Origin of the sequence: Anaerovibrio lipolyticus, from assembly GCF_021531495.1 — a bacterium.
In the GTDB taxonomy this organism is placed as follows: domain Bacteria; phylum Bacillota; class Negativicutes; order Selenomonadales; family Selenomonadaceae; genus Anaerovibrio.
Genome location: NZ_JADYTY010000001.1, coordinates 69,900 through 94,566 on the forward strand (window position 1 = coordinate 69,900; position 24,667 = coordinate 94,566).

Here is a 24,667-nt window from a genome sequence, read left to right on the forward strand (position 1 = left end):
GGAAGGTTTTATGAGTTTTTTGCCTGTAACAAGGGCGGATATGGAAGAGCGGGGCTGGGAACAGCTTGATTTTATCTTCGTTTCAGGGGATGCCTATGTGGACCATCCAAGTTTCGGTCCGGCTATTTTGTGCCGTTTGCTAGAAAAACATGGCTATAAGGTGGGGATTATTCCTCAGCCTGACTGGCATCATACAAAGGACTTTACCAGCCTGGGTAAACCTAGGCTGGGCTTTCTTGTGTCTAGCGGTAATCTGGATTCTCAGCTGAATCGCTATACTGCGGCCAAGAGACTTAGGCATGATGATTCCTATTCTCCCGGAGGCAAGGCAGGCAAGAGGCCAGAGCGGGCTGTACTGGTTTATACTCGAAAGTTGCGGGAATGCTGGGGAGAGCAGGTGCCTATTATTATTGGAGGCATTGAAGCCAGTCTACGGCGGTTTGCCCACTATGATTATTGGCAGAATGAGGTTCGTGCTTCTATTTTGGCAGAGTGTCCTGCAGATTTGCTGGTATACGGCATGGGAGAAAGACAGCTGATAGATATTGCCGCCCAGCTTCATCAAGGCGTGTCCATAGAAAATATTCAGGATGTGCAGGGAACCTGCTTCAAGGTGCCTAATTTTGATTATATTTGGGATTATACTCCTTTGCCATCTCTAGCAGAGGTAAAAAGGGATAAAAAGGCCTTTGCCGAGGCCTTTAAGGTGGAATATCTGGAGCAGGATGCTTTCCGAGGCAAGAAGCTGGCTCAGCAGAATGGGGATTTTTGTATTGTGCAGAATCCACCAGCCATGCCTCTTTCTACAGAGGAAATGGACGAAATCTACGATTTGCCTTACGAAAGGAATTGGCATCCTATGTATGATGCTGCAGGGGGAGTGCCTGCTATCAAGGAGGTCAAATTCAGTATTACCGCCCAGCGAGGGTGCTTTGGCGGCTGTAATTTCTGTGCTATTATCTCCCATCAGGGCAGGATTATTCAGCCTCGCAGTGATGAGTCCATTATTCGGGAGGCTGTCCGCATTACCCAGGAATCGGATTTCAAGGGATATATTCACGATGTGGGAGGCCCTACCGCCAACTTTCATCGTACTTCCTGTGATATGCAGCTAAAGCGGGGCACCTGTCACGGCAAGCAATGCTTATCCCCTGATGTATGTCGTAATCTGGTGGCAGATCAGCAGGGGTATATTGAGCTTTTGCGGAAGCTTAGACAATTGCCAAGGGTAAAAAAGGTCTTTATTCGTTCCGGCATTCGATTTGATTATTTGCTGTTGGCCAAGGATGATTTTCTGCGGGAGCTGTGTGAGTATCATATTAGCGGTCAGCTGAAAATTGCTCCAGAGCATATTTCTGATCGAGTTACCAGAATGATGGGTAAATCCGGCAGCAAGGTCTATAGACGGTTTGTGGAAAAATTTACCCGCATGAATCAAAAGCTAGGGAAGAAGCAGTATCTGGTGCCTTACTTTATGTCCAGCCATCCCGGTTGTCATTTGGAGGATGCCATTGAGCTGGCAGAGTTCATAAAGGAGATGGGCTATCATCCAGAGCAGGTGCAGGATTTTATTCCTACACCGGGCACCCTGTCTACCTGTATGTGGTACACAGGCCTTAACCCCTTGACCGGGGAGGCGGTATATTCCGCCAAATCCAAGGAAGATAAGGCCATGCAAAGGGCCTTGATGCAGTTCTGGCTGCCGGGGAATTACGGCTTGGTGAAAAAGGCTCTTTGTCAGGCAGGACGACAGGATTTGATAGGCTACGGGCCTCATTGCCTTATTAGGCCGGAGAAAAAGCATAAGCAAGTAAAAACAAGGAAAAGGTTGGTGAAATAAATGCGTTGTCCATATTGTAGTACTCCGGATTGCCGTGTTATTGATTCCAGGGCGGTGGATGGAGGGCGAACCATCAAAAGGCGTCGAGGCTGCAGCAGCTGTGGCAACCGTTTTACCACCTTTGAAACTGTGGAGCAAATGCCTCTGATGGTATTAAAGCATGATGGCTCCCGTCAGATTTTTGATATTAACAAATTGCTGAATGGCCTGATTCGTTCCTGCGACAAAAGGGACAAATCCCTGGACAGTCTTATGGCTCTGGCTCATAATATTGAGCAGAATCTGCGCCAGAGATATGAACAGGAGGTTCCCTCCAAAGCTATTGGGGAGGAGGCCTTGGCTCAGCTCAAGGATTTTGACCAGGTGGCCTATATTCGTTTTGCTTCGGTTTATCGTCGGTTTACGGACATTCAAAGCTTCAAAAAGGAATTGGATGTATTGGCCGGTCATGAATAATTGTATGAGATAAAAATATTGATTAGCGATTAGGAGATTATTTTGGGTTGGAAGTTAAAGGAGCAGCTTAGACAGCAGCTGGCACGGGAAACAGGCTATTATGTATATCCAGCGGGAGGCAGAATCCGTTTTGCCTTAACATATCCCAATTCCTATTTTGTAGGAATGTCCAATCTTGGTTTGCATATTGTATATCGTCTGCTGAATCAGAGAAAGGATACTGCCTGTGAGCGGGTATTTTGTCCAGAAAAGCGTCAGCAGGCCGAATATGTCAAAACCAGGATTCCTTTGTTGAGCCTGGAAACCCAGACGGAGCTGAATCGCTTTGATATTGTGGGCTTTGTGGTATCCTTTGAAATGGACTATTTCAATATCCTTACCATGCTGGAGCTAGGGAAGATTGTACCTCTGGCCAAGGATAGATCCGATATGGACCCATTGATAATCGGCGGTGGTCCCTGTGCCACCTTTAACCCAGAGCCTTTAAGCCCTTTCTTTGATGCCTTTATCATAGGCGAGGGTGAGGTAATTATGCCTGCCTTTATGGATGTATATCATGAAATGAAGGCTCAGGGGGCAGATAGGGAAGCTATTTTGCAAGCCTTGGCTCAGGTGCCGGGAGTATATGTCCCTTCGGTTCATAAGCTGGAGCAGGGCAGTGGTCAGGTACAGCGCCAATGGCTGGCTGATTTGGATGCATTTCCGGGAGAAACGGCTGTATACACAGAGGATACGGAATTTAATCTGCATTTGGTGGAAATAGCCAGAGGCTGCGGCCGTCATTGTCGTTTCTGTATGGCAGGCTATTGTTTCCGCAAGCCTCGGAATCGTTCCCTGAAGGCCATTGAAAAAATGCTGGTAAAGGCAAGGGATTCCGGCCGCAGAGTAGGCCTAATGGGAGCGGCAATTTCCGATTATCCCGAAATTGACCAGCTGTGTAAGGAAATTCTAGGAGATGGCCTAAGTATGTCCGTTGCCTCCTTCCGAGCTGATTCTGTTACCCAGGAGCTGGTGGATTCACTGGCGGCCAGCGGCTTGCGCACCCTTACTATGGCGCCAGAGGCTGGCAGTCACCGCATGAGGGCGGTGGTGAACAAGGGCATTGAGGAGGAACATCTTCTTAATGCTATGGATATGGGTATCAAGGCAGGAATAAAGAATTTCCGCCTATACATTATGATTGGTCTGCCGGGAGAAGGTCCAGAGGATATTCAAGGCATTATTGATATGGCCTGTCGCTTAAAGGATTTTATGGAGGAGCACAAGGCCATGGGACGGCTTACCCTGAGTATCAACCCCTTTATTCCCAAGCCCTTTACCCCTTTCCAGTGGGAGCCTATGGCCCCTTTGAAGTATATCCAAAACTCCTTGAAGCAGATAACTACCGCCTTGAAGAAAAGGCATAATATAGAGGTTATTGCAGAATCTCCCCGGGATGCCTATATACAGGCCTTTTTGGCCCGAGGAGATAAGCAGGCAGGCGAAGTTCTGTGGCAAGCTCATCAAAACGGTGGCAGCAAGGCCGTGAAGTCAGTTTTGAAGGCTCAGGGTACTAAGCTGGAGGATTATGTTTCCCAGCCGCTGCCTATAGATGAATTACTGCCTTGGGAGGTACTGGATATGGGCTTTACCAGAGAGTATCTACTGAAGGAACTGGCAGAGGCAAAAAAACCAGAGCCGACACATACCATTAAATGTTTTGATGGCTGTAAGCGGTGCGGTGTTTGTAAATAGACAATTGGCAAAGAAGGCAAGGGTGATAGACAAATGGGATTTAAATTAATAGCTGGCAATCGTCCTCAGCTTTGGCTGGGCAGCTTTGACATTTTCCCTCAGGATAAATTTCGGCATGGAATTTCTACCAAGCATGGAGGCTGTAGTCAGGGACAATATGCTTCTCTGAATCTGGGACTTCATGTGGAGGACGAGGCAGAAAAGGTTATTGCCAATCGGCGGATATTTTGTGAAGCTCTAGGCATGGACAGCGAAAAAACCACTACCTGTCAGCAGGTTCACGGCAACAATGTGGCAGTGATAACAGAAAAGCAGTCAGGAGCAGGCTTTCTAGATTTCAGCCAGAGTATTCCAGATACAGATGCCTTGATAACCAATGTACCAGAGGTACCACTAATGCTGTTTTTTGCCGATTGTACTCCTATTTTGCTGGCAGATCCTGCCCATAGAGCAGTAGGTCTTGCCCACGGAGGCTGGAAGGGAACCTTCGGCAGCATTGTGGCAAAGACCGTGGAGGCCATGCAGGATAACTATGGCTCCCGTCCAGAGGATATTTTGGCGGCCATTGGCCCTTCTATCGGCTCCTGCTGTTATCAGATAGGCGATGATTTGGCAGAGAAATTCCGGGCTAGGTTTCCAGAATTTCAGGCAGAAATTCTCTCAGGCCCAGAGGGAAATGTTCATCTTGATTTACAGAAAACCAATACCCTGCAGCTTTTGCAGGCAGGGCTAAAGCCTGAGCATATAGAAAATGCCCATGTATGTACCTGTTGCCATAGTGAACAATTTTTTTCTTATCGGGCAGATAAAGGTAAAACAGGTCGCATTGCAGCCATAATTAGTGTAAAATAGATAATATATGAACACAAGGAGTGATAGACATGATAGAAGAAAAGCTCCATGAAGTAGAAGCGAATATTGCCACCAGTATGAAAAACCGGTCGGAAGATTGTCAGGATGATGTATTGCTGATAGCTGTTACCAAAAATCACGATATACATGCTATGCGTCAGGCTATTGATGCTGGTGTTACAGATATTGGTGAGAACCGTATTCAGGAAGCCAAGGAGAAATACGAAACCTTGGACAGAAAGGTTACCTGGCATCTTATCGGCCATCTTCAGACAAATAAGGCCAAGCAGGCAGTAAAGATTTTTGATCTGATTCATTCTGTAGACAGCCTTCATTTAGCAAAGGCTCTCAACAAGGCCGCAGCAGGTATTAACAAGGTACAAAAGGTGTTAGTACAGGTTAATCTGGCCCATGAGGATTCCAAATCTGGAATTTATGAGGATGGCTTAGAGGAATTGCTGCATCAGGTGGATGAGATGGATAATCTTCAGCTTATGGGCTTAATGTGTATCGCACCAAACTATGAGAATGTGGAAGATTGTCGGCCTTTATTTGCCAATATGAAAAAAATTTATGATCATATAAAGGAGATTTCCTGGCAGAAGGCGAATATTAAGTATTTATCAATGGGAATGACTCATGATTATACAATTGCTGTAGAAGAGGGTGCCAATGTTGTACGGGTGGGTACAGGTATTTTTGGCCCTAGACAATATTGATTTAGCACAAATAGGGAGGATCTACCCATGGGGAAAATAAAGGACTTTTTTACAAAAATAGGTGTTACAGATTCTGACGGCGAGGAAGACTTTCAGAATACCACTGCTGATACCAAGCAGGCAGGTAATTCTGTGAAGGAGGAGCCTGCACCTCAGAACGGACGGAATATTAATAACAGTCAGGGTGAGGAAAGACCGGCAGAGCCTGTGGGCAATGACTTTAGTAGTGGACATAGCTCCAAGGTTGTGAATATTGGCAGTACCGCTGGTTCTATTCGGGAGGGGAGTAAGACTTATACCACGTCCCATGGTGTTTACAGACGGGCTGACCCCATGAAGGTGGTAGTTATACAGCCAAGATCTCTGGATGATTCCCAGCAGATTGCCAATTGCCTGAAGGAAAAACGCCCTGTAGTTATTAACTTTGAGGGAGTTGACGACCAGCTCTATCGACGGATTCTGGACTTTGTCAGCGGTACTACCTACGCTCTGGATGGCAGCGTTAATTCCATCAGCAGCAGGGTATGGCTTTTTTCACCGAAAAATGTCAATGTTGCTGTGAAAAAGCAGGGAAATAATGATCAGGGAGATATGCCCTGGGAAAAGAAATAAATAGTTATCAAAGGATTGGGAATATATGGCAGGAGCAGAACAAAAAGAAAAGATTCTCAGATATTATCGCAATACAGAGGGAGAGGAAGTGGCTGTTCGGCTGGTTGATATGGCTGAACAGGTACAAAGAAGTCAGAAATTCCGCTTAGGGGAGTTTATGGATCCCTATGGTCAGGAGATTGCGGAAACCATAGCAGCAAACTATCCTGGTTTAAGACTGGATATGGATGGCGGCTATCAGGGAGCAGAGCGCCAGCGGGCCATGTTTGTGGATCAGGATTTTGGCGGCGCTCCTTCCTTTGAGCTGGCTTATATCCGCATAGAATGGAACGGTCAGTTTGAGCATATTGGACACAGAGATGTGCTGGGGGCCATTATGAGCCTTGGGTTTGAGCGGAACCGTCTAGGGGATATTATTATGGGCAATGCCCGGGCCGGCGTGGTTACAGATAAAAAGCTGGCCGATTATCTGCTGACCAATCTTACTCAGATTGGCCATAGCGGTGTGAAATGCCAACTGGCTGATTTGTCTACTATTCCTCCCAAGGAGGAAAAGTACAAGGAGCTGCGGGCTACAGTAGCTTCCCTGCGAGTTGATTCCATTGCGGCCGCAGGTTATGGTGTATCCAGAAGCCGGGCAGCAGCAGATATTGCCGCAGATAAGCTGAAGCTGAATTGGCAGCCTGTGAAAAATTCCTCCCAGAATGTGAAGGAGGGGGATACCCTTTCCCTGCGAGGCAGAGGCAGGCTGGAGGTTGCCGAGGTTCGTGGTCAGACAAAGAAGGGCCGTATTGGAGTCCTGTTAAAACGCTATTACTAATATCTTGGAGGTAATGATATGCTTACACCGGTGGATATACATAATAAGGAATTTACCACAAGCTTTCGTGGTTTTAATAAAGAGGATGTAGATGATTTTCTGGATCAGGTGGTTAATGATTATGAAACCCTGTACAGAGAGAACCGTCAGCTGAAAAAGGAAATCGAGTTGAACAAAAAACAGCTGGATCAGTATCATCAGCTGGAGAAGAACCTTCAGGATACCCTGCTGGTGGCTCAGCGTACTGCTGACGAGGTGGTAACTACTGCCAATACCAGAGGCGAGGAGATTCGTCAGGCTGCTAAGCAGGCTGGGGAGAATCTTAAGCGGGAGGCTCAGCTTTATGCAGACAAGCTTCGTCAAGACACTGAACAGGAGTGCAAGCTGAAAATTGAGCGGGCTGCTGCTCAGATTCGGTCTGCGGTAGAAGAATACGACCGTCTGGTAAGAGAGCGCCGTCAGTTTGTGGCCAAGATGCGGAATCTGATGCAGACCGAGCTGGGACTGCTGGAAGAAGCCTATGATATTATGCCTGACAAGGTGGAGAATCCTCCTAAGCAGGCTGATAATAATCTGCAGAAGGAATCAGTACCTGCGCCTAAGATTGAAGCACAGGCAGATAAGAATAATAAGGATAATAAGGATAATAAGGATAATAAGGATAATAAGGATAATTAGTAATTTAAATAAATATGGAGGCTGTGGCAGGTGCCATTAGGTATTGGAATTTTAGTTTTTATTTTAGACCAGCTGGTTAAGCATGCGGTATTAGTAAGTATGCATTTGGGAGAGTCCATCCCCATAATTAAAGATGTGTTTCATATTACTTTTGTGCTTAATCCAGGGGCTGCCTTTGGGATGCTGGAGCATCAGCGATGGATATTTATTGTTGTAGCCCTGCTGGTTGTGGTATTGGCATTGGTATTTTATAAGCATATTCAGCGGGAGAGCCTGATAACTCGCATTGGGGCAGGACTGCTGCTGGGAGGTGCCTTGGGTAATCTGCTGGATAGAATCCAAAGTGGTTTGGTAGTGGATTTTTTAGATTTCAGAATATGGCCTGTCTTTAACATTGCAGATATAGCAATCTGCGGTGGGGCAGCCATGTTGATTTGGGATATGTGGCAAAGGCGGAATGAGGATGAGGAATAGTTTTACAGTTGAAAATACCGGCGAAAGGCTGGATGTGTTTTTGACAGGCCAGATGCCGGAGTTTTCCCGTTCACATATTCAGAAGCTGATAGCCAGCGGTCAGGCTTGGGTAAATGGCGTAAACCGCAAGGGAAACTTCAAACTAAAGCCCCATGATGTGGTAGAGCTGGAAGTGCCAGAGCCGGAGCAGGTGGCTATCCTGCCAGAGGATATACCCTTGGATATTCTTTATGAGGACAAGGATATTATTGTTATTAACAAGACTAGAGGCATGGTAGTGCATCCCGCTCCTGGTGTATACTCTGGCACATTGGTGAATGCCTTGATGTATCATTGTCAGGATCTTTCCGGCATTAATGGAGAGATTCGCCCAGGTATTGTCCATCGTTTGGACAAGGATACTTCCGGAGTCATGGTAGCAGCCAAAAACGATGCTGCTCATATGCATTTGGCTAGTCAGATTCAGGCCAAAACTGCTTTCCGCATATATCAGGCCTTGGTTTGGAGTAATATCAAAGAGGAGTCTGGCATAATTCGGGGCGATATTGGCCGTCATCCAGTGGACAGGAAAAAGATGGCTGTGGTGCAGGAAAACGGCAAGCCAGCCACCACCCATTTTCGTGTTTTGGAACGGTATGGGGAAGCAACCCTGGTGGAGTGCAGATTGGAAACAGGTCGCACCCATCAAATAAGAGTTCACATGGCTTATATTGGACATCCCTTGTTGGGAGATCCTAAATATGGCACAGATAAAAAAGGCAGGGTGAGAGGAAGCTTTGCTATTCAGGGACAGGCTCTCCATTCCATGAGCTTGGAGCTGACTCATCCAGTTACTGGGGAGCGCATGAAATTTCATGCCCCTATGCCGGAGGATATGGAAAAGCTTATAGAGAAGCTTCGCCATCGACTGGCTAAATAGCAATAATTGTCTTTGAGGGGAGAGGTAGTTATGCAAAACCTTATTGAGAAAACTGTATTAATGGACGAGCAGGGCATCAATCGTGCTCTGGTAAGAATTTCCCACGAAATTGTGGAGAAAAACAAAGGTGTAGAGGATATTGTGCTGGTAGGCATCCGCTCTCGGGGTGTGCCTTTGGCAGAGCGCATTGCTGAAGCTATTGCCAATATTGAGGGCCAGAAGCCTCCTGTAGGCATTTTGGATATTACCCTTTATCGTGACGACCTTTCCCATCTGTCCTATCAGCCGGTGGTACGGCCTACTACCATGCCTGTGGATCTTGACCGCAAGACAGTGGTATTGGTGGACGATGTACTTTACACAGGTCGTACCATTAGAGCTGCCTTGGATGCGATAATGGATATGGGGAGGCCTCATGCCATACAGCTGGCGGTGCTGGTGGACAGAGGCCATCGGGAACTGCCTATTCGGGCGGATTATGTAGGCAAGAATGTTCCTACTTCCTCCAAGGAGATTATCAGTGTTCTAATTCAGGAAATTGATAATGAGGATAGAGTAGTTATCCGGGAGGAAGCTGAGAATCAGGCTTAATCCTGCTTTTGCGGATTAGAGATTATTAGAGATTATGAGGAAAGGAGCCTTTGCTATGCTGCTTTTTACCTATTATGGCCATGCTGCCTTTGCTTTGAACAATGCCAAGCGCAAGCTGTTATTTGATCCATTTTTTACGGGAAATCCTGCTGCTACTACAGCTGCAGATGTAATTACCTGCAATTATATTTTGGTTTCTCATGGTCATGGAGATCATCTAGGGGATACCGCCAATATTGCCCAGAAAACCGGGGCTACGGTTATTGGCTGTCCAGAGCTGTTGGAGGCCTGTCAGGCTGAAAATGGCCACGGCATGAATATTGGCGGCAAGGCAGATTTTGATTTTGGCTCCGTCTATATGACACAGGCCATACACAGCAGCGGTATTCCAGGCCTGCTGTCCTGCGGTTTTGTGGTATCTATGGAGGGAAAGAATATCTATTATGCAGGAGATACTGCCCTCTTTAGTGATATGGAACTGATAGGCAAACGCTTTGCTTTGGATTGTGCTGTCCTGCCTATAGGAGATAATTACACTATGGGTATAGAGGATGCAGCTGAGGCAGTAAAGCTTCTAAAGCCGAAGCATGTTATTCCGGTGCACTACAATACCTGGCCAGTAATTCAGGCTGAGCCTGAAGAGTTTAAGACACTGGTGGAGGCAGAGACTACCGCTAAGGTCCATATTCTCCGCCCAGGAGACAGTATGGATTTGTCGGAATTAAAGTGAGGTGACAGCACTGGAAAAACTACTGGTACTATTAGGGCCTACAGCCTCCGGCAAGACCGCTCTGTCTATACAGCTGGCTCATGCTTTGGATACAGAGATTATCTCTGGAGATTCCATGCTGGTTTATAGGGATTTTAATATAGGCACAGCTAAGCCTACTCGTCAGGAAATGGATGGAATACCTCATCATATGGTGGATATTCTGCCCCCTGATGCCAGCTTCAATCTCATGGATTTTCTTACCCAGGTAAAAGGGATTATTACCCAGCTGAACCAGGCAGGGAAGATTCCCTTATTGGTAGGAGGCACAGGTCTTTATATTCAGTCCCTGCTGGAAGGCTATGAGCTGAATCAACAGCAGGAGGATAGTGAATATCGCCGGAAGCTGGAGAAGCTGGCGGAGACTAAGGGCAGGGAATATGTCCATGCCATGCTGGCTCAGGCCAATCAAGAGGCAGCGGCAAGATTGCATCCCAATGATTTGCGACGGGTGATAAGAGCCTTGGAGGTTCATCATTTAGGTGGCAGCGAGGTTTCCCAAAGCAAAATTGGCCACAGTTATGATGCTTATGTAGCAGGTCTGGGGTGGGAACGCAGTCAGCTTTATGATAGAATCAATCAGAGAGTAGATATTATGCTGCAGCAGGGCTTAAAGCAGGAGCTGCAGAAGCTGGTAACAGCTGGCGTGCCATTAGATTGTCAGGCTATGAAGGGCATTGGCTACAAGGAAATGCTGCCAGTCATACAAGCCGGGGAGAACACCCCTGAATTTGTGGCAGCAGTGGAAAAAATCAAACAGAACAGTCGTCATTTTGCTAAAAGGCAATTGACCTGGTATAGGAGAATGTCATATATTCATTGGTATCAACCAGCACTGTACAAGGATACAGAAGGCTTGGCAAGTAATATGCTGTGGGATATAAGGCGTTGGATACATAAATAAAGAGGTAGGAGAAAAATAATTATGACTAAAGCAATTAATTTACAGGACAGCATTCTCAATCAGGTAAGAAAAGAGAATATCGGCGTGACAATTCATTTGGTGAATGGCTTTCAGATTAAGGGCTATGTAAAGGGCTTCGATAATTTTACTGTAATCATGGACTCTCTGGGCAAGCAGCAGCTGGTGTATAAGCATGCTATTTCCACCATTACTATGAGCCGTCCTGTGGATAATTTTGAGAAGAAGGCTGAGGGCGTAGAGCGTTAATAATGACAGCAAAAAGACAGCGAGGCTTTGAGATTGTCAGCAAGTACAAGGATGCAGGCATAGAATTGCCTGTACGAAAGACAGCAGCCAGTGCAGGCTATGATTTGCAGGCAGCAGAGGATGTGATACTGCTGCCTCATGCTGTTACTATTGTACCAACTGGTCTTAAAGCCTATATGCAGCAGGACGAGTATTTAGGACTTCATGTGCGGTCAGGCTTTTCTATCAAAAACAAAATCAGCTGTATTAATAATCAAGGTATTATAGATGCAGATTATTATAATAGTCCCGGCAATGAGGGACATATTATGGTGCCTTTGATTAATCATGGTGAGGAGCCAGTGCAGGTTGCCAAGGGTATGCGGATTGCCCAGGGAATCTTTTATCGCTATCTAACTGTAGATGGAGATGCTGCTGGTCAGGGAGCACAGCGCACAGGAGGCTTTGGCTCCACAGGAGAAAAATAAAATGGACATGGGCTTTGACTTGTTTGCCGAAGCAACGGCTGCTGAGGAAAAAAAGAATAAAAATAAATATGAGCCTTTGGCCCAGCGGATGCGGCCAAGAAATTTTCAGGAATTTATTGGTCAGGAGGAATCTATGGGCAAGGGAAGGTATCTGCGCCGTATGATTGAGCAGGATCAGCTGCCCTCCATGATACTTTTTGGCCCTCCTGGTACTGGTAAAACCACTATAGCCATGATGATTGCCGGCATTACCAACAGCAATTTCAAAAGGCTTAATGCAGTATCCTCTGGTATTGGGGATATTCGGAAAATTGTGGAGGAAGCTGCTGACCAGCGGAAGTTTTATCAAAAGAGAACCATCGTTTTTATTGACGAGATCCATCGTTTTAACAAAAGCCAGCAGGATGTATTGCTGCCCTATGTGGAGGATGGCCGTCTAACCCTGATTGGAGCCACTACGGAAAATCCTTTTTTTGAGGTGAATCACGCTCTCCTAAGCCGGGTAAGACTGGTTAGATTATATTCTCTCACTGATGGGGAAATCCGTCTCCTTATCAAGCAGGCACTGGCCGACAAGGAACGGGGCCTGGGCAGTGAGGAGCTGGAATGCCGTGAGGATGCTATGGAGGCATTGGTACGCCTTTCTGGTGGCGATGGTCGTATGGCCCTGAATCTTCTAGAGCAGGCAGCCTCCATGACAGAGACTGGCGGTGTTATAGATATGTCTCTTTTGGAGAATATCTTTGGACAAAAGGTGCAGTATTATGATAAAAAGGGGGACAATCATTACGATACGGTTTCCGCCTTTATCAAAAGTATGCGGGGCAGTGATCCCGATGCCGCCATTCATTATCTGGCTCGCATGATTGCCGGGGGAGAAGATCCTAATTTCATTGCCCGGCGAGTGGCTATCTGCGCTGCCGAGGATGTAGGCAATGCAGATCCTATGGCCTTGGTAGTGGCTATGTCAGCAGTTCAGGCTGTGCAGTTTGTGGGGATGCCAGAGGGACGAATCCCCTTGGCCGAGGCTGTAACCTATGTAGCATCGGCTCCCAAGAGCAATGCTGCCTATCTGGCCATAGATGAAGCCTTGGGAGAAGTGCGCCGTCAGGACTGTGGCTCAGTACCAGCCCATCTACGGGATGCTCATTATAAGGGAGCCTCCAAGCTGGGACATGGGTTGGATTATATCTATCCCCATGATTTTCCGGGGCATTTTCAGCCACAACAGTATTTGCCAGACAAGCTGAAAAACAGGGTATATTACCATCCTAGCGATAATGGTAAGGAAAAGGAAATCAAAAACTACCTGAAGGAATGTTGGCCTCAAAAGGAAAGATGAGGCCGCTGGCTCTCAGGCAGTTGTTTGAAGGAGTACATATAAATGAAAACTATGACTGAATCTGAGTTGCGAGCCGGTGTAATCTTCGGAGATAATATCAGCGATGAATATGTCTATATGCCTGCCAGCGAGCTGGGGGTAGAAACTCCCATCTGTGTCTATGAATATTCCCTCCAGCGGGAGGATGTGCAGATGGCAGAGGCTCTGGACATCATCCGCCGAAGAAGTCTAAAGCCAGTAAAACATCCAAGATTGGGCGAAAGCTCCTGCTAAAAAAAGCATGATGCCAGGTCACAAAGTAAAAGTGACTAAGCATCATGTTTTTTTGTGCGTTATTATAAAAATAAATATAAAAGGACATATTTTGTACTTTTGAATCGTTATAATGAAATCAAAATAAACCATTTCAACACAGAAAGTCACTATGAATTTTTTATATTTAAAGGAATTGTCAAAAAAATGTCGAATACAATTAACATGATATGATAGCAAGAAGGTGAGATAATGAAAAGCCAACAGATTAAATTTATGGCCTTAGGGGGTGGACAAAGAGTAGGAGCTAGTTGCTATTACATGGGTTTGGGAAATAATCATATTTTATTAGATTGTGGTATTGGCTACGCGTCAGGGATTAAACAAAATCCTGTGCTGAATGCTTTGCTAGGGGTGCCAGGCATATATAGTTTATCCCAGCTATCCGAAATCTATATATCTCACGCACATTTAGACCATAGTGGTTATTTGCCAGAGATGTTGCATCAACTGCCTAATACGAAAATATATATGACGGAATTAACAAGGAGATTGTTAAGATATCAGTACTCGGAGGAAAATTATCAAAGACTGATGCATCTTAATCCCTACGTAGTCCAATATATTTTGGAGGCTTTGGAGAATCGTTGCTGTTCCATCAATTATGCGCAAAAAATCCCCTTTAAGGAATATGAGGTGGAATTCCTTAGTGCTGGACATATACCAGGAGCAATGATGACATTATTCCGTTATGGTGGCAAAAACATTCTTTATACAGGAGATTATGCCGTAGAAGAAAGTCTGCTGACAGGCGGTTGTGATTGGCCACGGGATAATATTGATTTGATGGTCATATGTGGCTTGCACGCCAAGCATCCTTTAGGTGGTGGTGGCAATATACAAAACGCTATTCAGGCTATCAAGGGGGAAATTCAAAAAAGTCTATGGCGTGGAGAAAACATTTATTGTCAGGCACCTCAGCTTAGCAAGGGAATAGAAATATTAGCCATGCTAAATGAATTTGTCTCCAAGGATATCAAAATATATATTGATGAAGGAATCTATAATTTGATTGGTGAAATGGAGACATTTAATCTGCAAATGCTGCAGCGTAACAACTACAGGCTCAGCGAAAATAGCAATTTGTATGATAGATGTATTGTTCTTTCAGCTAGAAAAAAACCTAGATTTTTGGATCATTTTTCATACATAAAGGCAGATTACTCATTGCATGATACCTTTGAGAACACCCTGAATTTTATCAAAAAAATTAATCCCCAGCAGGCAGTTATTGTCCATAGTCCTAATAATAGTGATTGTGAGCTAGAAACAGTGGAGCAAAGATTGATGTATGATGCGGAATGCAGAACCCAATTTTTATTTCCCGAGGAGCAGGAATTATATTCATTCTTTTGAGTATACTTAGATATAAAATCATATGCAAAATGGAGGAATTTAGTATGAATTGTGCAAGTGAAAGGAAATTCAAGGAGTTGCTGGAGCATATCCACCATAGTCTGGAGATGAAGAAACGCCGTGTTAATGGCGATGATTTCGTGGAGGAAAGCAAAATATTGGCTACGGTTCTGGCTCACCCAGATGATGGTCCAAGAATGTGGAGCGATATGCTTAGTAAGGAATTATTCACTCATATTGGCGAGGAAGATGTTCTAAAGGTATTGCGTTATACCTATCCAAGATTAAACAGTCCAGCGGATAGAAATAAAATAATTCCTTTGGTGTATGAAGTGGCTACAGCATTTAAAGAGGCTATAGAGCAGGGACAGGAAAAAAATTATGCCATATTTGTAGAGGCAAGGGATAAAATCCTTGCTATGGGCAAAAACCGCACTGTGCCTAGACTGATGGTTCTGGCAATATTTAATACATGTACTGAGTTGAATCGGCTGGAGAATTTAGAGGTGGTATACAGCTTCCGGGATACTGTGGCCAAATATGTGCTCTTCGACATGTCGGATGCTTTAGCAGGTTATTGTGATGCGGAAATCAAGCATTTTAGCAAGTCTGGCGCAGAAGCTGGCTCTAATCGCAAGGGGGGAGCTGCAAGGAAGAGTAACTCACGGCAGGATAGCTATGAGGCAAAGCTCAGTCAGATGGAAGAAATGGCTGAACGAAATCGTATGATGCTTCAGGATATTCAAGATGAATTTGATGAACAGCTGCAGGAAACAAAGGTGCAGGAATTGACGGCCTTTTTTGCTAAACTAAATTCCGACAAATACGGCTGTATATTGGATTCACTGTTGCAGGTGCGCAAGGGGGTAGCATTGCTCAAAAAAGAAAATTTTGTCCTGCCCCCAGAAATAAGTGGACTATTTATTTTGATACAGAAAATGACTCAGTTTGTAATGGATAACCATATTAATCCTATTATGAAGCCGAACTCAGTTCAGGAGATGACTGCCAAGGAGGCTGAGCTTTGCGATTATTCAGGGACAGCCTTTACCAGTAGCGAAGATAAAAAACTGGTAAGGGTAGTATCGCCAGGTTGGTTATATAAGGATAAGGATATTCGTATTGCAAGACCAAAGATTCAGGAGGTTGTGGATGATGGCAAATGAAAAAATAACTGATTTGTGTATTGGCATCGATTTGGGGACGACAAATTCTGTTCTGGCTACTGTGAATCAGAAGCCTAATGGAGATTTGGTAAGTTCAGTTGTAGATTTGAAGCGAGCCGTGGATGTTTATACCTGTAATGGACAGGTAAAGCCCCAATTTGAGAAAAGATCAACATTGCCTTCTTGTATATACTACAATGAGGACAAAGGCTACTACCCTGTAGTGGGGAATTTTGCTAAGGATAGATATGCGGTACGTCCTCATCTGACAGTCAAATCTATTAAAAGTCATATGGGAGAGAAGGATATTTCCCATCTAGGCTATGCTGATGAACTGCCAGATAAGACACCAGCAGAAATTTCGGCGCGAATCCTGCAGCATATGCTGAAGGAAGCAAGTGGAATTTTCCATCATCAGATACAGGATGCAGTAATAACAGTTCCTGCAAACTTTGATTCTATTATGGTGAAGGCAACTAGAGATGCCGCAGCTTTAGCAGGAATCAAGGTGGTAAATGATGATGGCACAGAACGTCCTATTATTTTGGAGGAACCTAAGGCGGTTTTATATGATTTTATCAATAAGGCAGCTAACGGCGAGATTTCAAATTATATTTTGGATCTTAGCACAAAAAAGAATGTAATGGTTTTTGATTTGGGTGGAGGCACCTTGGATATTACTCTTCACGAGGTTAGAAGGCGTGAAGATAATCCAGAAATTATCAAGGTTGATGATATTGCCATTAATCGTTATACACTGTTGGGAGGCGATAATTTTGATCAAGCTCTGGCAGAAAAAATGTACGATAATTTTTTATTGCAATATGCAAATAAAGAGGATATTGTGCGTAAACTAAAAAAGGATAAAAAAGCTATTATGTCTCAGCTTTTGGTATACGCTGAGAATTTGAAGCTTGATTTGAGCACATCCGTCGAAAATGGCGGCATAGGCAGTTCCGATAATGATGGCTGGGGATGGGATGATGAAGGTCAGGACGGCTTTGATGTAGGTGGTAATGTAGGCAGCACTGGCTATAGCTATGATGATCATTTCACCCAGGAAGATTTGGAAACTGTTTTCAGACCATTTATGGGAGAAAATCTTTCCCTAAAGGATTACAAGAATATTGAAAATATTGGTGTTTTGGAAAATACCAATAATATTGTTTATCCAATTTTGGATGTATTGCATAAGGCGTCTAAAAAACTGGGCACAGATGAGGTTCAGGTAGATGGTGTTATTCTTAATGGTGGTATGTCCAAATTTTATATGGTAAAGGATAGACTAAAGGAGTTATTTGGTTTTCCGCCCATAGAGGCGATGGATCCTGATTTGGCAGTGGCCAGAGGTGCTGCGGTATATCACTATTATTTGAAGAAAACTCGGTACGCTATTAGTGATGATATGCGTACTGTAGGGGTTGATAGCAGTGAGTCACTTCCAGCCTCGGCAAAGGAAGCTGCCAAGCCACAGCAATCAGCAGGGACATCCTATGGCATTAGACGAAATCTACCAGAACAAAAGCCTGTACCGCAACGGGTAGAATGGGGCCGGAATATTATCAACGAAAGCCTCTACCTAGGCATGAGCAATAATACCAGAGATGAAATCATTGCTGCAGGAACGGAGCTTCCCTATAGCTCTAGCTTGCTGACGGGATTTCAGCTTCAGCCATGTGCAAAAGGCGGGAGGATAGATGTTCCTATTCAAATAAGGAATATTGATGGAAAAACCTTTAGAACTATTGCCAGTGGGCAAATCAATTTCTCACAAAAATATCCTAATGGTTCCTATGTGGTTCTCAAGGTAGATGTAAGCAGCAGTAAGATTATTACCCTACAGGCATGGACTTGTGGAAAACCTGATGGAGAGTGTGTAATAGAAAATGGTATTTGCAAAATAGAGATTTCAGATAATGAAAAGCTGCGCCAAAAGAAAAAGCTGGTACAGGAGTCAGGCAACAAAATGCATCCTGTATCTGCCTTGAATTCTCTGCGTAATGTACTTATGCAAAAGAAAAAGCAGAGATGGTCTAGAGACAGTCAGAAGGAGAAATCTGCGATTGCCAGACAGCTGGCAACCCAGATTGTCAACTGCAGTAATCCGGAAGATTTTGCTGATCCAATTATTAAAGGCATTTATGATTACAATAGCTGTGAGGAATATCGTTGTCGTTTGTTTACCATTGGAAGAAAATTAAGTGTGTATTGGACAGATAGGGAGAAAAATCGTTTGTCTGATGCTGCTCTTGAAGTTTTGGTAGCAGATGTGGAAGGCTTGAATTTGGGCTTGTCACGGGGCGGAGAGATTATAAGTACTAAGGTACAGGCCATCTATGCCCTAGCTGTTTGTGGAACAGCCAATCAAATAAGTAGATTGAAGTCATTGCGCAACAAGCCGGGGTATGTAAATTCCTGCTTATATGCCTATGGCATGGCTCATGTGGACATACCATGGCTTGTAGACCAGCTTGCCAGAGATTGTGATATTCTCCTAAAGGGGCATGGCAAGCGGAATGTCCAAAATAGCGCCCACGCAGTAGGTTTGGCCTTTAGGGATTATAGCTGTTATGATAAAAATGAAGAAAAGTTGAGAAATTCTGCCGCAAGTTGGCTGTTAAAGGCCTTACAAGCAAGTGATATTAGCAACACTGAAACTTTTTGCTGCATCATCGCTTTAGGTTTGGTTTGCGACCAGAGACGGGACAATAAAATTACCGTTGCCAACATGGAGGAAGCAGAAAATGTTCTTACTCATATTGAAAGATATGTGTATATGCAGGATGCAGAGATAGCTAGAAAATGCGCAGATATAGCTTTGAAATTGATTGGGGGGGAACAGCTGAATCAGCTAGAGGAACAGTTCCTGTTGAAGAAATTGGAAATTGCTGATTGAAAGGTCAGGAACTATTTGTCAATTTAAAACATTTTAGAGGATTGGTAGAATACATGGATAATATGAGGGAAAAAACCGACAGAAGTATCAGATTGCTAAAAATGTTTGATATGCTGCAAAGAGGGGCTGGACTTAATTCGCGAGAATTGCAGGATAGATTCGGCATTACGGCTAAAAGTGTGCAGCGGGATATTGAGGAACTAAGGACATATATTGCTGATAATTATGATCAGGCTGAGGGGGAAAACATAGAATACAGCAGAATCCAAAAATCTTATTTCTGGCGCAATCGCAGTAATATTATGCTGGATGAAAAGGAAATTTTGTTAATTGCTGTTATATTATTGGAAAGCAGAGGCCTGACTAAGGACGAATTACAGAGACTGCTGGAAAAAATACTTTTGCAATGCAGCAAAACATCCGAGAAGAAAATAAGGCAGTTAATTCAAAATGAAATGTTCTATTATAAGGCAACACAAAATGCCAAACCAATGGGAGATATGCTTTGGAAGATGATGGATGCCAAGCAAAGGCAAAAATGTCTGCGGGCAACCTACAAAAGAATCAGGAATAAGGAATATGAGCCTGTGGAGCTGATGCCTTTGGGGATTATGTTTTCCGAGATGTATTTTTATCTGCTGGCCAAAGTGGTAGGAGATGCCAATGATGAGGTTATTACTTTTCGGGTAGATAGATTCGGGGAATGCGAGGTATTGGACAAGAAGTTTCGAATCGAATACAATAGCAGATTTCAGGAGGGGATATTTCGACAGGAAATTCAATTCATGAGCATGGGAACCTTAATGGATGTAAAATTCAAATATACCGGCATATCCTTGGAAGCAGTTTTGGATAGACTGCCTAATGCGGAGGTTATCTCCAAGGATGAGGAAGGTACTGTAATTCAAGCCAAGGTATATGAGAGGGGGGCAAAGATGTGGTTCCTGACACAGGCTGAATATGTGGAAATATTAGAGCCAGCCTGGTTTAGAGAATCCATGCGGGAAAGTATTGAAAAAATGATGAATCATTATTTAGAAAAATAAAATATACCAATCGCACATAAGAACTGCTACTGAGCAATGCTTGGTAGCAGTTTTTTTGCAAATGTTGTTTATATACTTTAGATAGTTATTTACCGAGGAAGTCTACAGCCAGTAAAATATGCAAGATTAAGTGAAAGCTCCGTTTAAAAGAAAAAACATGATGCCAGTCACAATGGTAAAAGTGACTAAGCATCATGTTTTTTTACATATTTTCTATATACATTTGTTATTGCTATAGGACAGCTGCTTTTTTACCAATGGAGATAATCTGCTCCACAGTCATATTGGCGATTTTGGCAATCTGTTCAGGCTTCATTTGATTCTTAAGCATATTGGTAATTAATTCAGCTTTGCCCTCAATCAGTCCTTCAGCACGTCCCTCGGCTCTGTTGCGTTCAATAACTTCGCACATTTCTCTCACACCTTCCTCTGTGGTTTTGTATCTGCGCTTATATGCTGATGTCACTGGGAATTTTACATCATCATAAGCTGTATCGGTATTAAATACATTCATAAGTCTGGCAACATCAGAATCATCGTCAATTTCGGCATTTACATAGACTTCCTCAAAGCTGTTGTCAACAGCTTTGCCAGTTTCTCTGATAACTCTATCTATGTGATAGAGAGGTCTACTGGATTTAAAAACATCAAAAGAAAATATGTTTCTGATTTAATTATAGCACAGGAAAATATTATAGGCAACGAGAAATCTTGTAAGAAAACTGTATATTCTGGACGACAAACTTATTAACTGGCTTGTTTTAGCAGCTTCCGTATAAATTTTGGCAATCATCTTGATAAAGCGATTATATAATAAAACAAAATGAAAATCACCAGGGGTAAACTTAAAAAATTAAGAAGTTTAAGCCAGATAAGCGAAATAAAAAAACATATCCTATCTCAGCAAACCAATGGGGATAAAAATAATATCACCATAATTATGTATACTTTCATACTAAGGTTAGCTATCAGAATGTATACTATCGAACTAGGTTAAACTAGCAAAACGGAAATCTTTTTTTATCTTTTTCTTTATATTAGGGCGTTGGGAAGCCTTGCGACACAAGGGATAAGAGGGTGTCACTGCACCTTCTCTGAGTCTTTTAGAGGTGCGGTATAAGGTGCGGTAGACGGAACACAAAGCGGAACACTATTTTTGCAGTGTTCCGTGGGTTGCACCTTTATAAGGTGCGGTAGACGGAACATAAAGCGGAATAGTATTGCTGCAGCGTTCCGTAGATTGCACCTTTAGAAGATACGGTAGTCTGTAGAATTATGTATACTGCCATTCTTAGAAGAGCTATCAGTACGTATACTATCATACTGAGAAGAGTTAACAGAATGAAAATATTTGTCTTTGTCTATATTAGGCGATGGGGAGGCCTTGTGGCACAAGGGATTAGAGGCATCCACCGTTCCTGTTTTGGTACCCAAAACAGGAACGATAACAGGAACGATAACAGGAACGGTAACAGGAACAGTGTCGGCAGTAGGGGAGTTTACTGTACCTGTTTGGGCACCCGAAACAGGAACGGTGTTAGGAGTTATTGTACCTGTTTGAGTACCCGAAACAGGAACGGTGTTAGGAGTTACTGTACCTGTTTGAGTACCCAAAACAGGAACGGTGTTAGGAGCTACTGTACCTGTTTGAGCACCCAAAACAGGAACGGTACTGCGGGGAGAATATGGAGGGAGATTGTTAAAGATAGCAGGAATTTTTCAAATTTACCTGCTGGCATAACGCCATTTGTGTCAAAATTGTTAAAATTACCGTGGAGGGAACCAAGCGGATTTCGGAATGTTACTGTTTTTACCATTTCTAAAAAAATCTCTCCTAAAAAATGTTTCTGGCAGGAAATATAAAAAATATGTCGAACATTGTAAAGGTAAAGTTTTTGTTTGCGGGCAATATATGGGAGCAATTGATTTTTATACTGTTCTGACATATAATCAATTTAAAATTATCAACAATAATTGCAAACAGTATTTTTGTATTTTTCATGTAATAAAAATACAGAAATATTCTTAGAAGTACATATATTGTCCTGATGGGGTGGTAATATATGTATATAAACAGCTAAGGTAATATAGACGCTGCTGAGTAAATCGGGGTTTGGTTTATGGGCGAAAAATATCTGACAGATAAAACTTTGTTTCAATGTAATATGAATGTGGGACAGCTTCCTTTTACTTGTTCAGGGAATAAGAAGGCGTCCGTCAGTTTAGCGGGAAATCTGTTGACGATTTCAGCTTCTGGAGGACCTAATGCTGGAACGCTTTGTAATAGTCCTATGAAAGCCGTTGGCGGGGCTCCCCAGCCATGTACTTGTAGTTTATTAGGCTGGCGCAGTGCTTCCCAGGTATGTACTCTGGAAGGCAAGGCGGTTTTGACAGAAAAATCTTTTAATCAATGTCAATTCGGAGGCAAAATTAAGGTTTTCCATTGTCAATCACAGGTGACAACAGGAGCGGCTGTTGTGGCGGCAATGGCAATGAAAACAAATATACAAGAGCCTAAGCATCCTGAAAAGCCTGATATGTCTAAGCATCCTGAAAAGCCTGATATGTCTAAGCATCCTGAAAAGCCTGATATGTCTAAGAAGCCTGATAAGCCTAAGATGTCTAAAAAGCCTAAGGACGATAACTCCATCCTGGCGGAAATGCTTTGTTCAGGAGAGTGTTCCAGAGAACAGCGTGAGAAATGTGGCTATTTTACTGACCATCAGACAAGACAAGATAGCCAGGTAGCGGTAGACAATCAGTCAAAGATTTTGGCAGAGAATTATGCTATGGCTACGAAAGATGAATCCCATCGGGATGACATTGATGACCAATATTATGCCCTGCGAGAAAAATATGGAACACGTTATTGGTCCTATGCTGCACATCATATTATTTCCGGAAACCAGGTGTTCAAACAATTGACGGAACTGGTTCGCTTGGCTGATTTCTTGTGCTACGATATTAATAATGCTAAAAACTGTATTTATTTGGCCTCTAAGGATGAAGGCTATGGAGCTATCTGCAAAGAGCAGCGTAATATTAGTGCCTATGATGTTATGAGTCTGTCGAAGCTGCAGTGGCATGTCGGAGGTCATCAGTATAGTTTTTCTAAAGATGAACTGCCCTTGCTGAGGAAGAATATAGAAAAAAATTGTCGCCTTACCAATGCTGAAATTCGCTCATATGCGGAACTATTGCAGGAAGAGGTTGCCGATTTTATGGCACAGCTTAGACAGGAACAGCGTTGCTGGTGTGGTGAGGATGCCAAGGCACAGAAAGTGTTGAAACAAAGTTTTTTTCGTGGGATGAATCGTATTTCCCAGCGGATACGGCAGAAACTGGGCGCTTTTCAAAAACATGCCAGTGATAGTTATCCCTATTATGTGTCGAAAGAAGCCTATCGCTATGCCTTTACTCTGCCCAAGACAGGTAAAATGATAATTGTTAGGCGCAAAGCTGATGATACCTTGGTTTTGCGAAAATATCGTGTTTCCTGGCCTTTAGCAGGAAATAAGGCAAATGAAGATGGCTTGGACCGCCTATTGCTTAAGCCGGTTGGGGGTGGGGGCGAGACAGCGGAATTTGTTTTAGAACCCTTGGCAATGACAAAGGCTTCCCTGAAAAATCAGTGCGAATGTATAGTGTTTTGTGAGAATATCGGCCATTTCCTTTTTGCGGATGTAGATTTATCACTGCGGCTGCCATTCATTCCTCCCTTTACCCGTGTGGTACAGGCTGAAACCCTAGAAGAAGTAGCTTTGGATGAAGCCTTGCTTGCCTCAGAGCGGCGACAGACCATGCTGCGTGTCTGGCTGCGGGATGAGCATTTTCCCCACTATGTTGCACCGATTGCTATGATTCACCAACGCATAGAAGAATGGAGCAAAGGAAATGGATGAAAAGCAAACTAGATTTTACCGTATGACTGCCGGGCAGGCTGAAGAATATGCCGTGCCTGGTGAAGAAATAAAGGAATTGACAAGGGGCTGTGAGCGTTCAGAATTTCAGTTTCTTACACGTGAACCCCTGCAGGCGGATCTATCTGAGGACAGTGGCCTGGAGTTTCCTGATTTTCTATGCCGTTTTCAGATTCCTCTAATTAGTGATGAATTTAAAAAGGTCTTGGACGGAGCTGGTGTCGATAATCTATTTTATAAAGTCGTTATGCTTACGGACAAGACTATAGGGACTCAGGAACGGTATTGGCTGGCTTTACCACCCCGTATTCGCTGTTTAAATCGGAGTCAAAGCACCTTTGTAGAACCAGAAGCCACTTTGCCCAAAGCAGAAAAAATAGTTATTAATCCCAGTAAGGTGGGAAATTATAAAATTTTCTGTATCGAGGAGGTGGTCAACCGTGATATTATTATTACGGCGGACTTAAAAGCAATTATCGAGGAAGCTCAATTAGAGAATGTATTTTTTTACCCATTGGAGGGATGAG

24 protein-coding genes are annotated in these 24,667 nt (G+C 43.7%); 23 read left to right on the forward strand and 1 reads right to left on the reverse strand.

Annotated elements, in window-relative coordinates; translation table 11 throughout:
• Nucleotides 1–10: 10 nt before the first annotated feature.
• The 21 genes from I6E26_RS00305 (at nt 11) to I6E26_RS00405 (ending at nt 20,220) form a co-directional block, all read left to right on the forward strand.
• The gene (locus I6E26_RS00305; RefSeq protein WP_235319825.1) at nt 11–1,840 is read left to right on the forward strand and encodes a YgiQ family radical SAM protein; all 1,830 of its coding nucleotides are present in this window, start codon (nt 11–13) and stop codon (nt 1,838–1,840) included.
• Nucleotides 1,841–2,296 (forward strand): transcriptional regulator NrdR, encoded by a 456-nt coding sequence (nrdR, locus tag I6E26_RS00310; protein ID WP_235319826.1) that lies wholly within the window; start codon nt 1,841–1,843, stop codon nt 2,294–2,296.
• A 42-nt stretch (nt 2,297–2,338) separates the two neighbouring features.
• A complete protein-coding gene (locus I6E26_RS00315; RefSeq protein WP_235319827.1) occupies nt 2,339–4,030 on the forward strand; it encodes a radical SAM protein in 1,692 nt (563 codons plus the stop codon).
• 33 nt (nt 4,031–4,063) lie between these two features.
• A complete protein-coding gene (pgeF, locus tag I6E26_RS00320) occupies nt 4,064–4,882 on the forward strand; it encodes a peptidoglycan editing factor PgeF (RefSeq protein ID WP_235319828.1) in 819 nt (272 codons plus the stop codon).
• Nucleotides 4,883–4,911: 29 nt separating this feature from the next.
• Nucleotides 4,912–5,601: a YggS family pyridoxal phosphate-dependent enzyme gene (locus tag I6E26_RS00325; RefSeq protein WP_235319829.1), complete on the forward strand. Its 690-nt coding sequence runs from the start codon at nt 4,912–4,914 to the stop codon at nt 5,599–5,601.
• 27 nt (nt 5,602–5,628) lie between these two features.
• Nucleotides 5,629–6,213, forward strand: a complete 585-nt coding sequence (locus I6E26_RS00330) for a cell division protein SepF (RefSeq protein WP_235319830.1) — start codon at nt 5,629–5,631, stop codon at nt 6,211–6,213.
• A 25-nt stretch (nt 6,214–6,238) separates the two neighbouring features.
• A complete protein-coding gene (locus I6E26_RS00335; RefSeq protein ID WP_235319831.1) occupies nt 6,239–7,033 on the forward strand; it encodes a YlmH family RNA-binding protein in 795 nt (264 codons plus the stop codon).
• Nucleotides 7,034–7,051: 18 nt separating this feature from the next.
• Nucleotides 7,052–7,711, forward strand: coding sequence for a DivIVA domain-containing protein (locus tag I6E26_RS00340; RefSeq protein ID WP_235319832.1), 660 nt, complete (start codon nt 7,052–7,054; stop codon nt 7,709–7,711).
• 30 nt (nt 7,712–7,741) lie between these two features.
• Nucleotides 7,742–8,185, forward strand: a complete 444-nt coding sequence (lspA, locus tag I6E26_RS00345) for a signal peptidase II (protein WP_235319833.1) — start codon at nt 7,742–7,744, stop codon at nt 8,183–8,185.
• The gene (locus I6E26_RS00350) at nt 8,175–9,104 is read left to right on the forward strand and encodes an RluA family pseudouridine synthase (RefSeq protein ID WP_235319834.1); all 930 of its coding nucleotides are present in this window, start codon (nt 8,175–8,177) and stop codon (nt 9,102–9,104) included. The genes lspA and I6E26_RS00350 overlap by 11 nt, the downstream gene beginning before the upstream one ends.
• 30 nt (nt 9,105–9,134) lie before the next feature.
• Nucleotides 9,135–9,695, forward strand: coding sequence for a bifunctional pyr operon transcriptional regulator/uracil phosphoribosyltransferase PyrR (pyrR, locus tag I6E26_RS00355; RefSeq protein WP_235319835.1), 561 nt, complete (start codon nt 9,135–9,137; stop codon nt 9,693–9,695).
• A gap of 55 nt (nt 9,696–9,750) precedes the next feature.
• Nucleotides 9,751–10,425: a metal-dependent hydrolase gene (locus I6E26_RS00360; RefSeq protein ID WP_235319836.1), complete on the forward strand. Its 675-nt coding sequence runs from the start codon at nt 9,751–9,753 to the stop codon at nt 10,423–10,425.
• Nucleotides 10,426–10,435: 10 nt separating this feature from the next.
• A complete protein-coding gene (miaA, locus tag I6E26_RS00365) occupies nt 10,436–11,368 on the forward strand; it encodes a tRNA (adenosine(37)-N6)-dimethylallyltransferase MiaA (protein WP_268824737.1) in 933 nt (310 codons plus the stop codon).
• Between the two features lie 18 nt (nt 11,369–11,386).
• Nucleotides 11,387–11,635 (forward strand): RNA chaperone Hfq, encoded by a 249-nt coding sequence (gene hfq, locus I6E26_RS00370; protein ID WP_235320074.1) that lies wholly within the window; start codon nt 11,387–11,389, stop codon nt 11,633–11,635.
• Between the two features lie 2 nt (nt 11,636–11,637).
• Nucleotides 11,638–12,102, forward strand: coding sequence for a dUTP diphosphatase (gene dut / locus I6E26_RS00375; RefSeq protein WP_235319838.1), 465 nt, complete (start codon nt 11,638–11,640; stop codon nt 12,100–12,102).
• 1 nt (nt 12,103) lies between these two features.
• The gene (locus I6E26_RS00380) at nt 12,104–13,444 is read left to right on the forward strand and encodes a replication-associated recombination protein A (protein WP_419179892.1); all 1,341 of its coding nucleotides are present in this window, start codon (nt 12,104–12,106) and stop codon (nt 13,442–13,444) included.
• Nucleotides 13,445–13,486: 42 nt separating this feature from the next.
• Complete coding sequence (locus tag I6E26_RS00385; RefSeq protein ID WP_235319839.1) at nt 13,487–13,717, forward strand: hypothetical protein; 231 nt, start codon at nt 13,487–13,489, stop codon at nt 13,715–13,717.
• A 231-nt stretch (nt 13,718–13,948) separates the two neighbouring features.
• Entirely contained in the window at nt 13,949–15,112 is a 1,164-nt protein-coding gene (locus I6E26_RS00390; protein WP_235319840.1) for an MBL fold metallo-hydrolase, read from the forward strand.
• A gap of 44 nt (nt 15,113–15,156) precedes the next feature.
• A complete protein-coding gene (locus I6E26_RS00395; RefSeq protein WP_235319841.1) occupies nt 15,157–16,278 on the forward strand; it encodes a hypothetical protein in 1,122 nt (373 codons plus the stop codon).
• Complete coding sequence (locus I6E26_RS00400; RefSeq protein WP_235319842.1) at nt 16,265–19,174, forward strand: Hsp70 family protein; 2,910 nt, start codon at nt 16,265–16,267, stop codon at nt 19,172–19,174. The genes I6E26_RS00395 and I6E26_RS00400 overlap by 14 nt, the downstream gene beginning before the upstream one ends.
• Before the next feature lie 53 nt (nt 19,175–19,227).
• Nucleotides 19,228–20,220 (forward strand): helix-turn-helix transcriptional regulator, encoded by a 993-nt coding sequence (locus tag I6E26_RS00405; RefSeq protein ID WP_235319843.1) that lies wholly within the window; start codon nt 19,228–19,230, stop codon nt 20,218–20,220.
• A gap of 232 nt (nt 20,221–20,452) precedes the next feature.
• On the opposite strand, the gene I6E26_RS00410 is transcribed toward I6E26_RS00405, so the two are convergent.
• Nucleotides 20,453–20,734: a hypothetical protein gene (locus I6E26_RS00410; RefSeq protein ID WP_235319844.1), complete on the reverse strand. Its 282-nt coding sequence runs from the start codon at nt 20,732–20,734 to the stop codon at nt 20,453–20,455.
• 1,606 nt (nt 20,735–22,340) lie between these two features.
• Here I6E26_RS00410 and I6E26_RS00415 point away from each other — a divergent pair.
• Complete coding sequence (locus I6E26_RS00415) at nt 22,341–24,122, forward strand: AHH domain-containing protein (RefSeq protein WP_235319845.1); 1,782 nt, start codon at nt 22,341–22,343, stop codon at nt 24,120–24,122.
• Nucleotides 24,115–24,666 (forward strand): hypothetical protein, encoded by a 552-nt coding sequence (locus I6E26_RS00420; RefSeq protein ID WP_235319846.1) that lies wholly within the window; start codon nt 24,115–24,117, stop codon nt 24,664–24,666. The genes I6E26_RS00415 and I6E26_RS00420 overlap by 8 nt, the downstream gene beginning before the upstream one ends.
• Nucleotide 24,667: the final 1 nt, after the last annotated feature.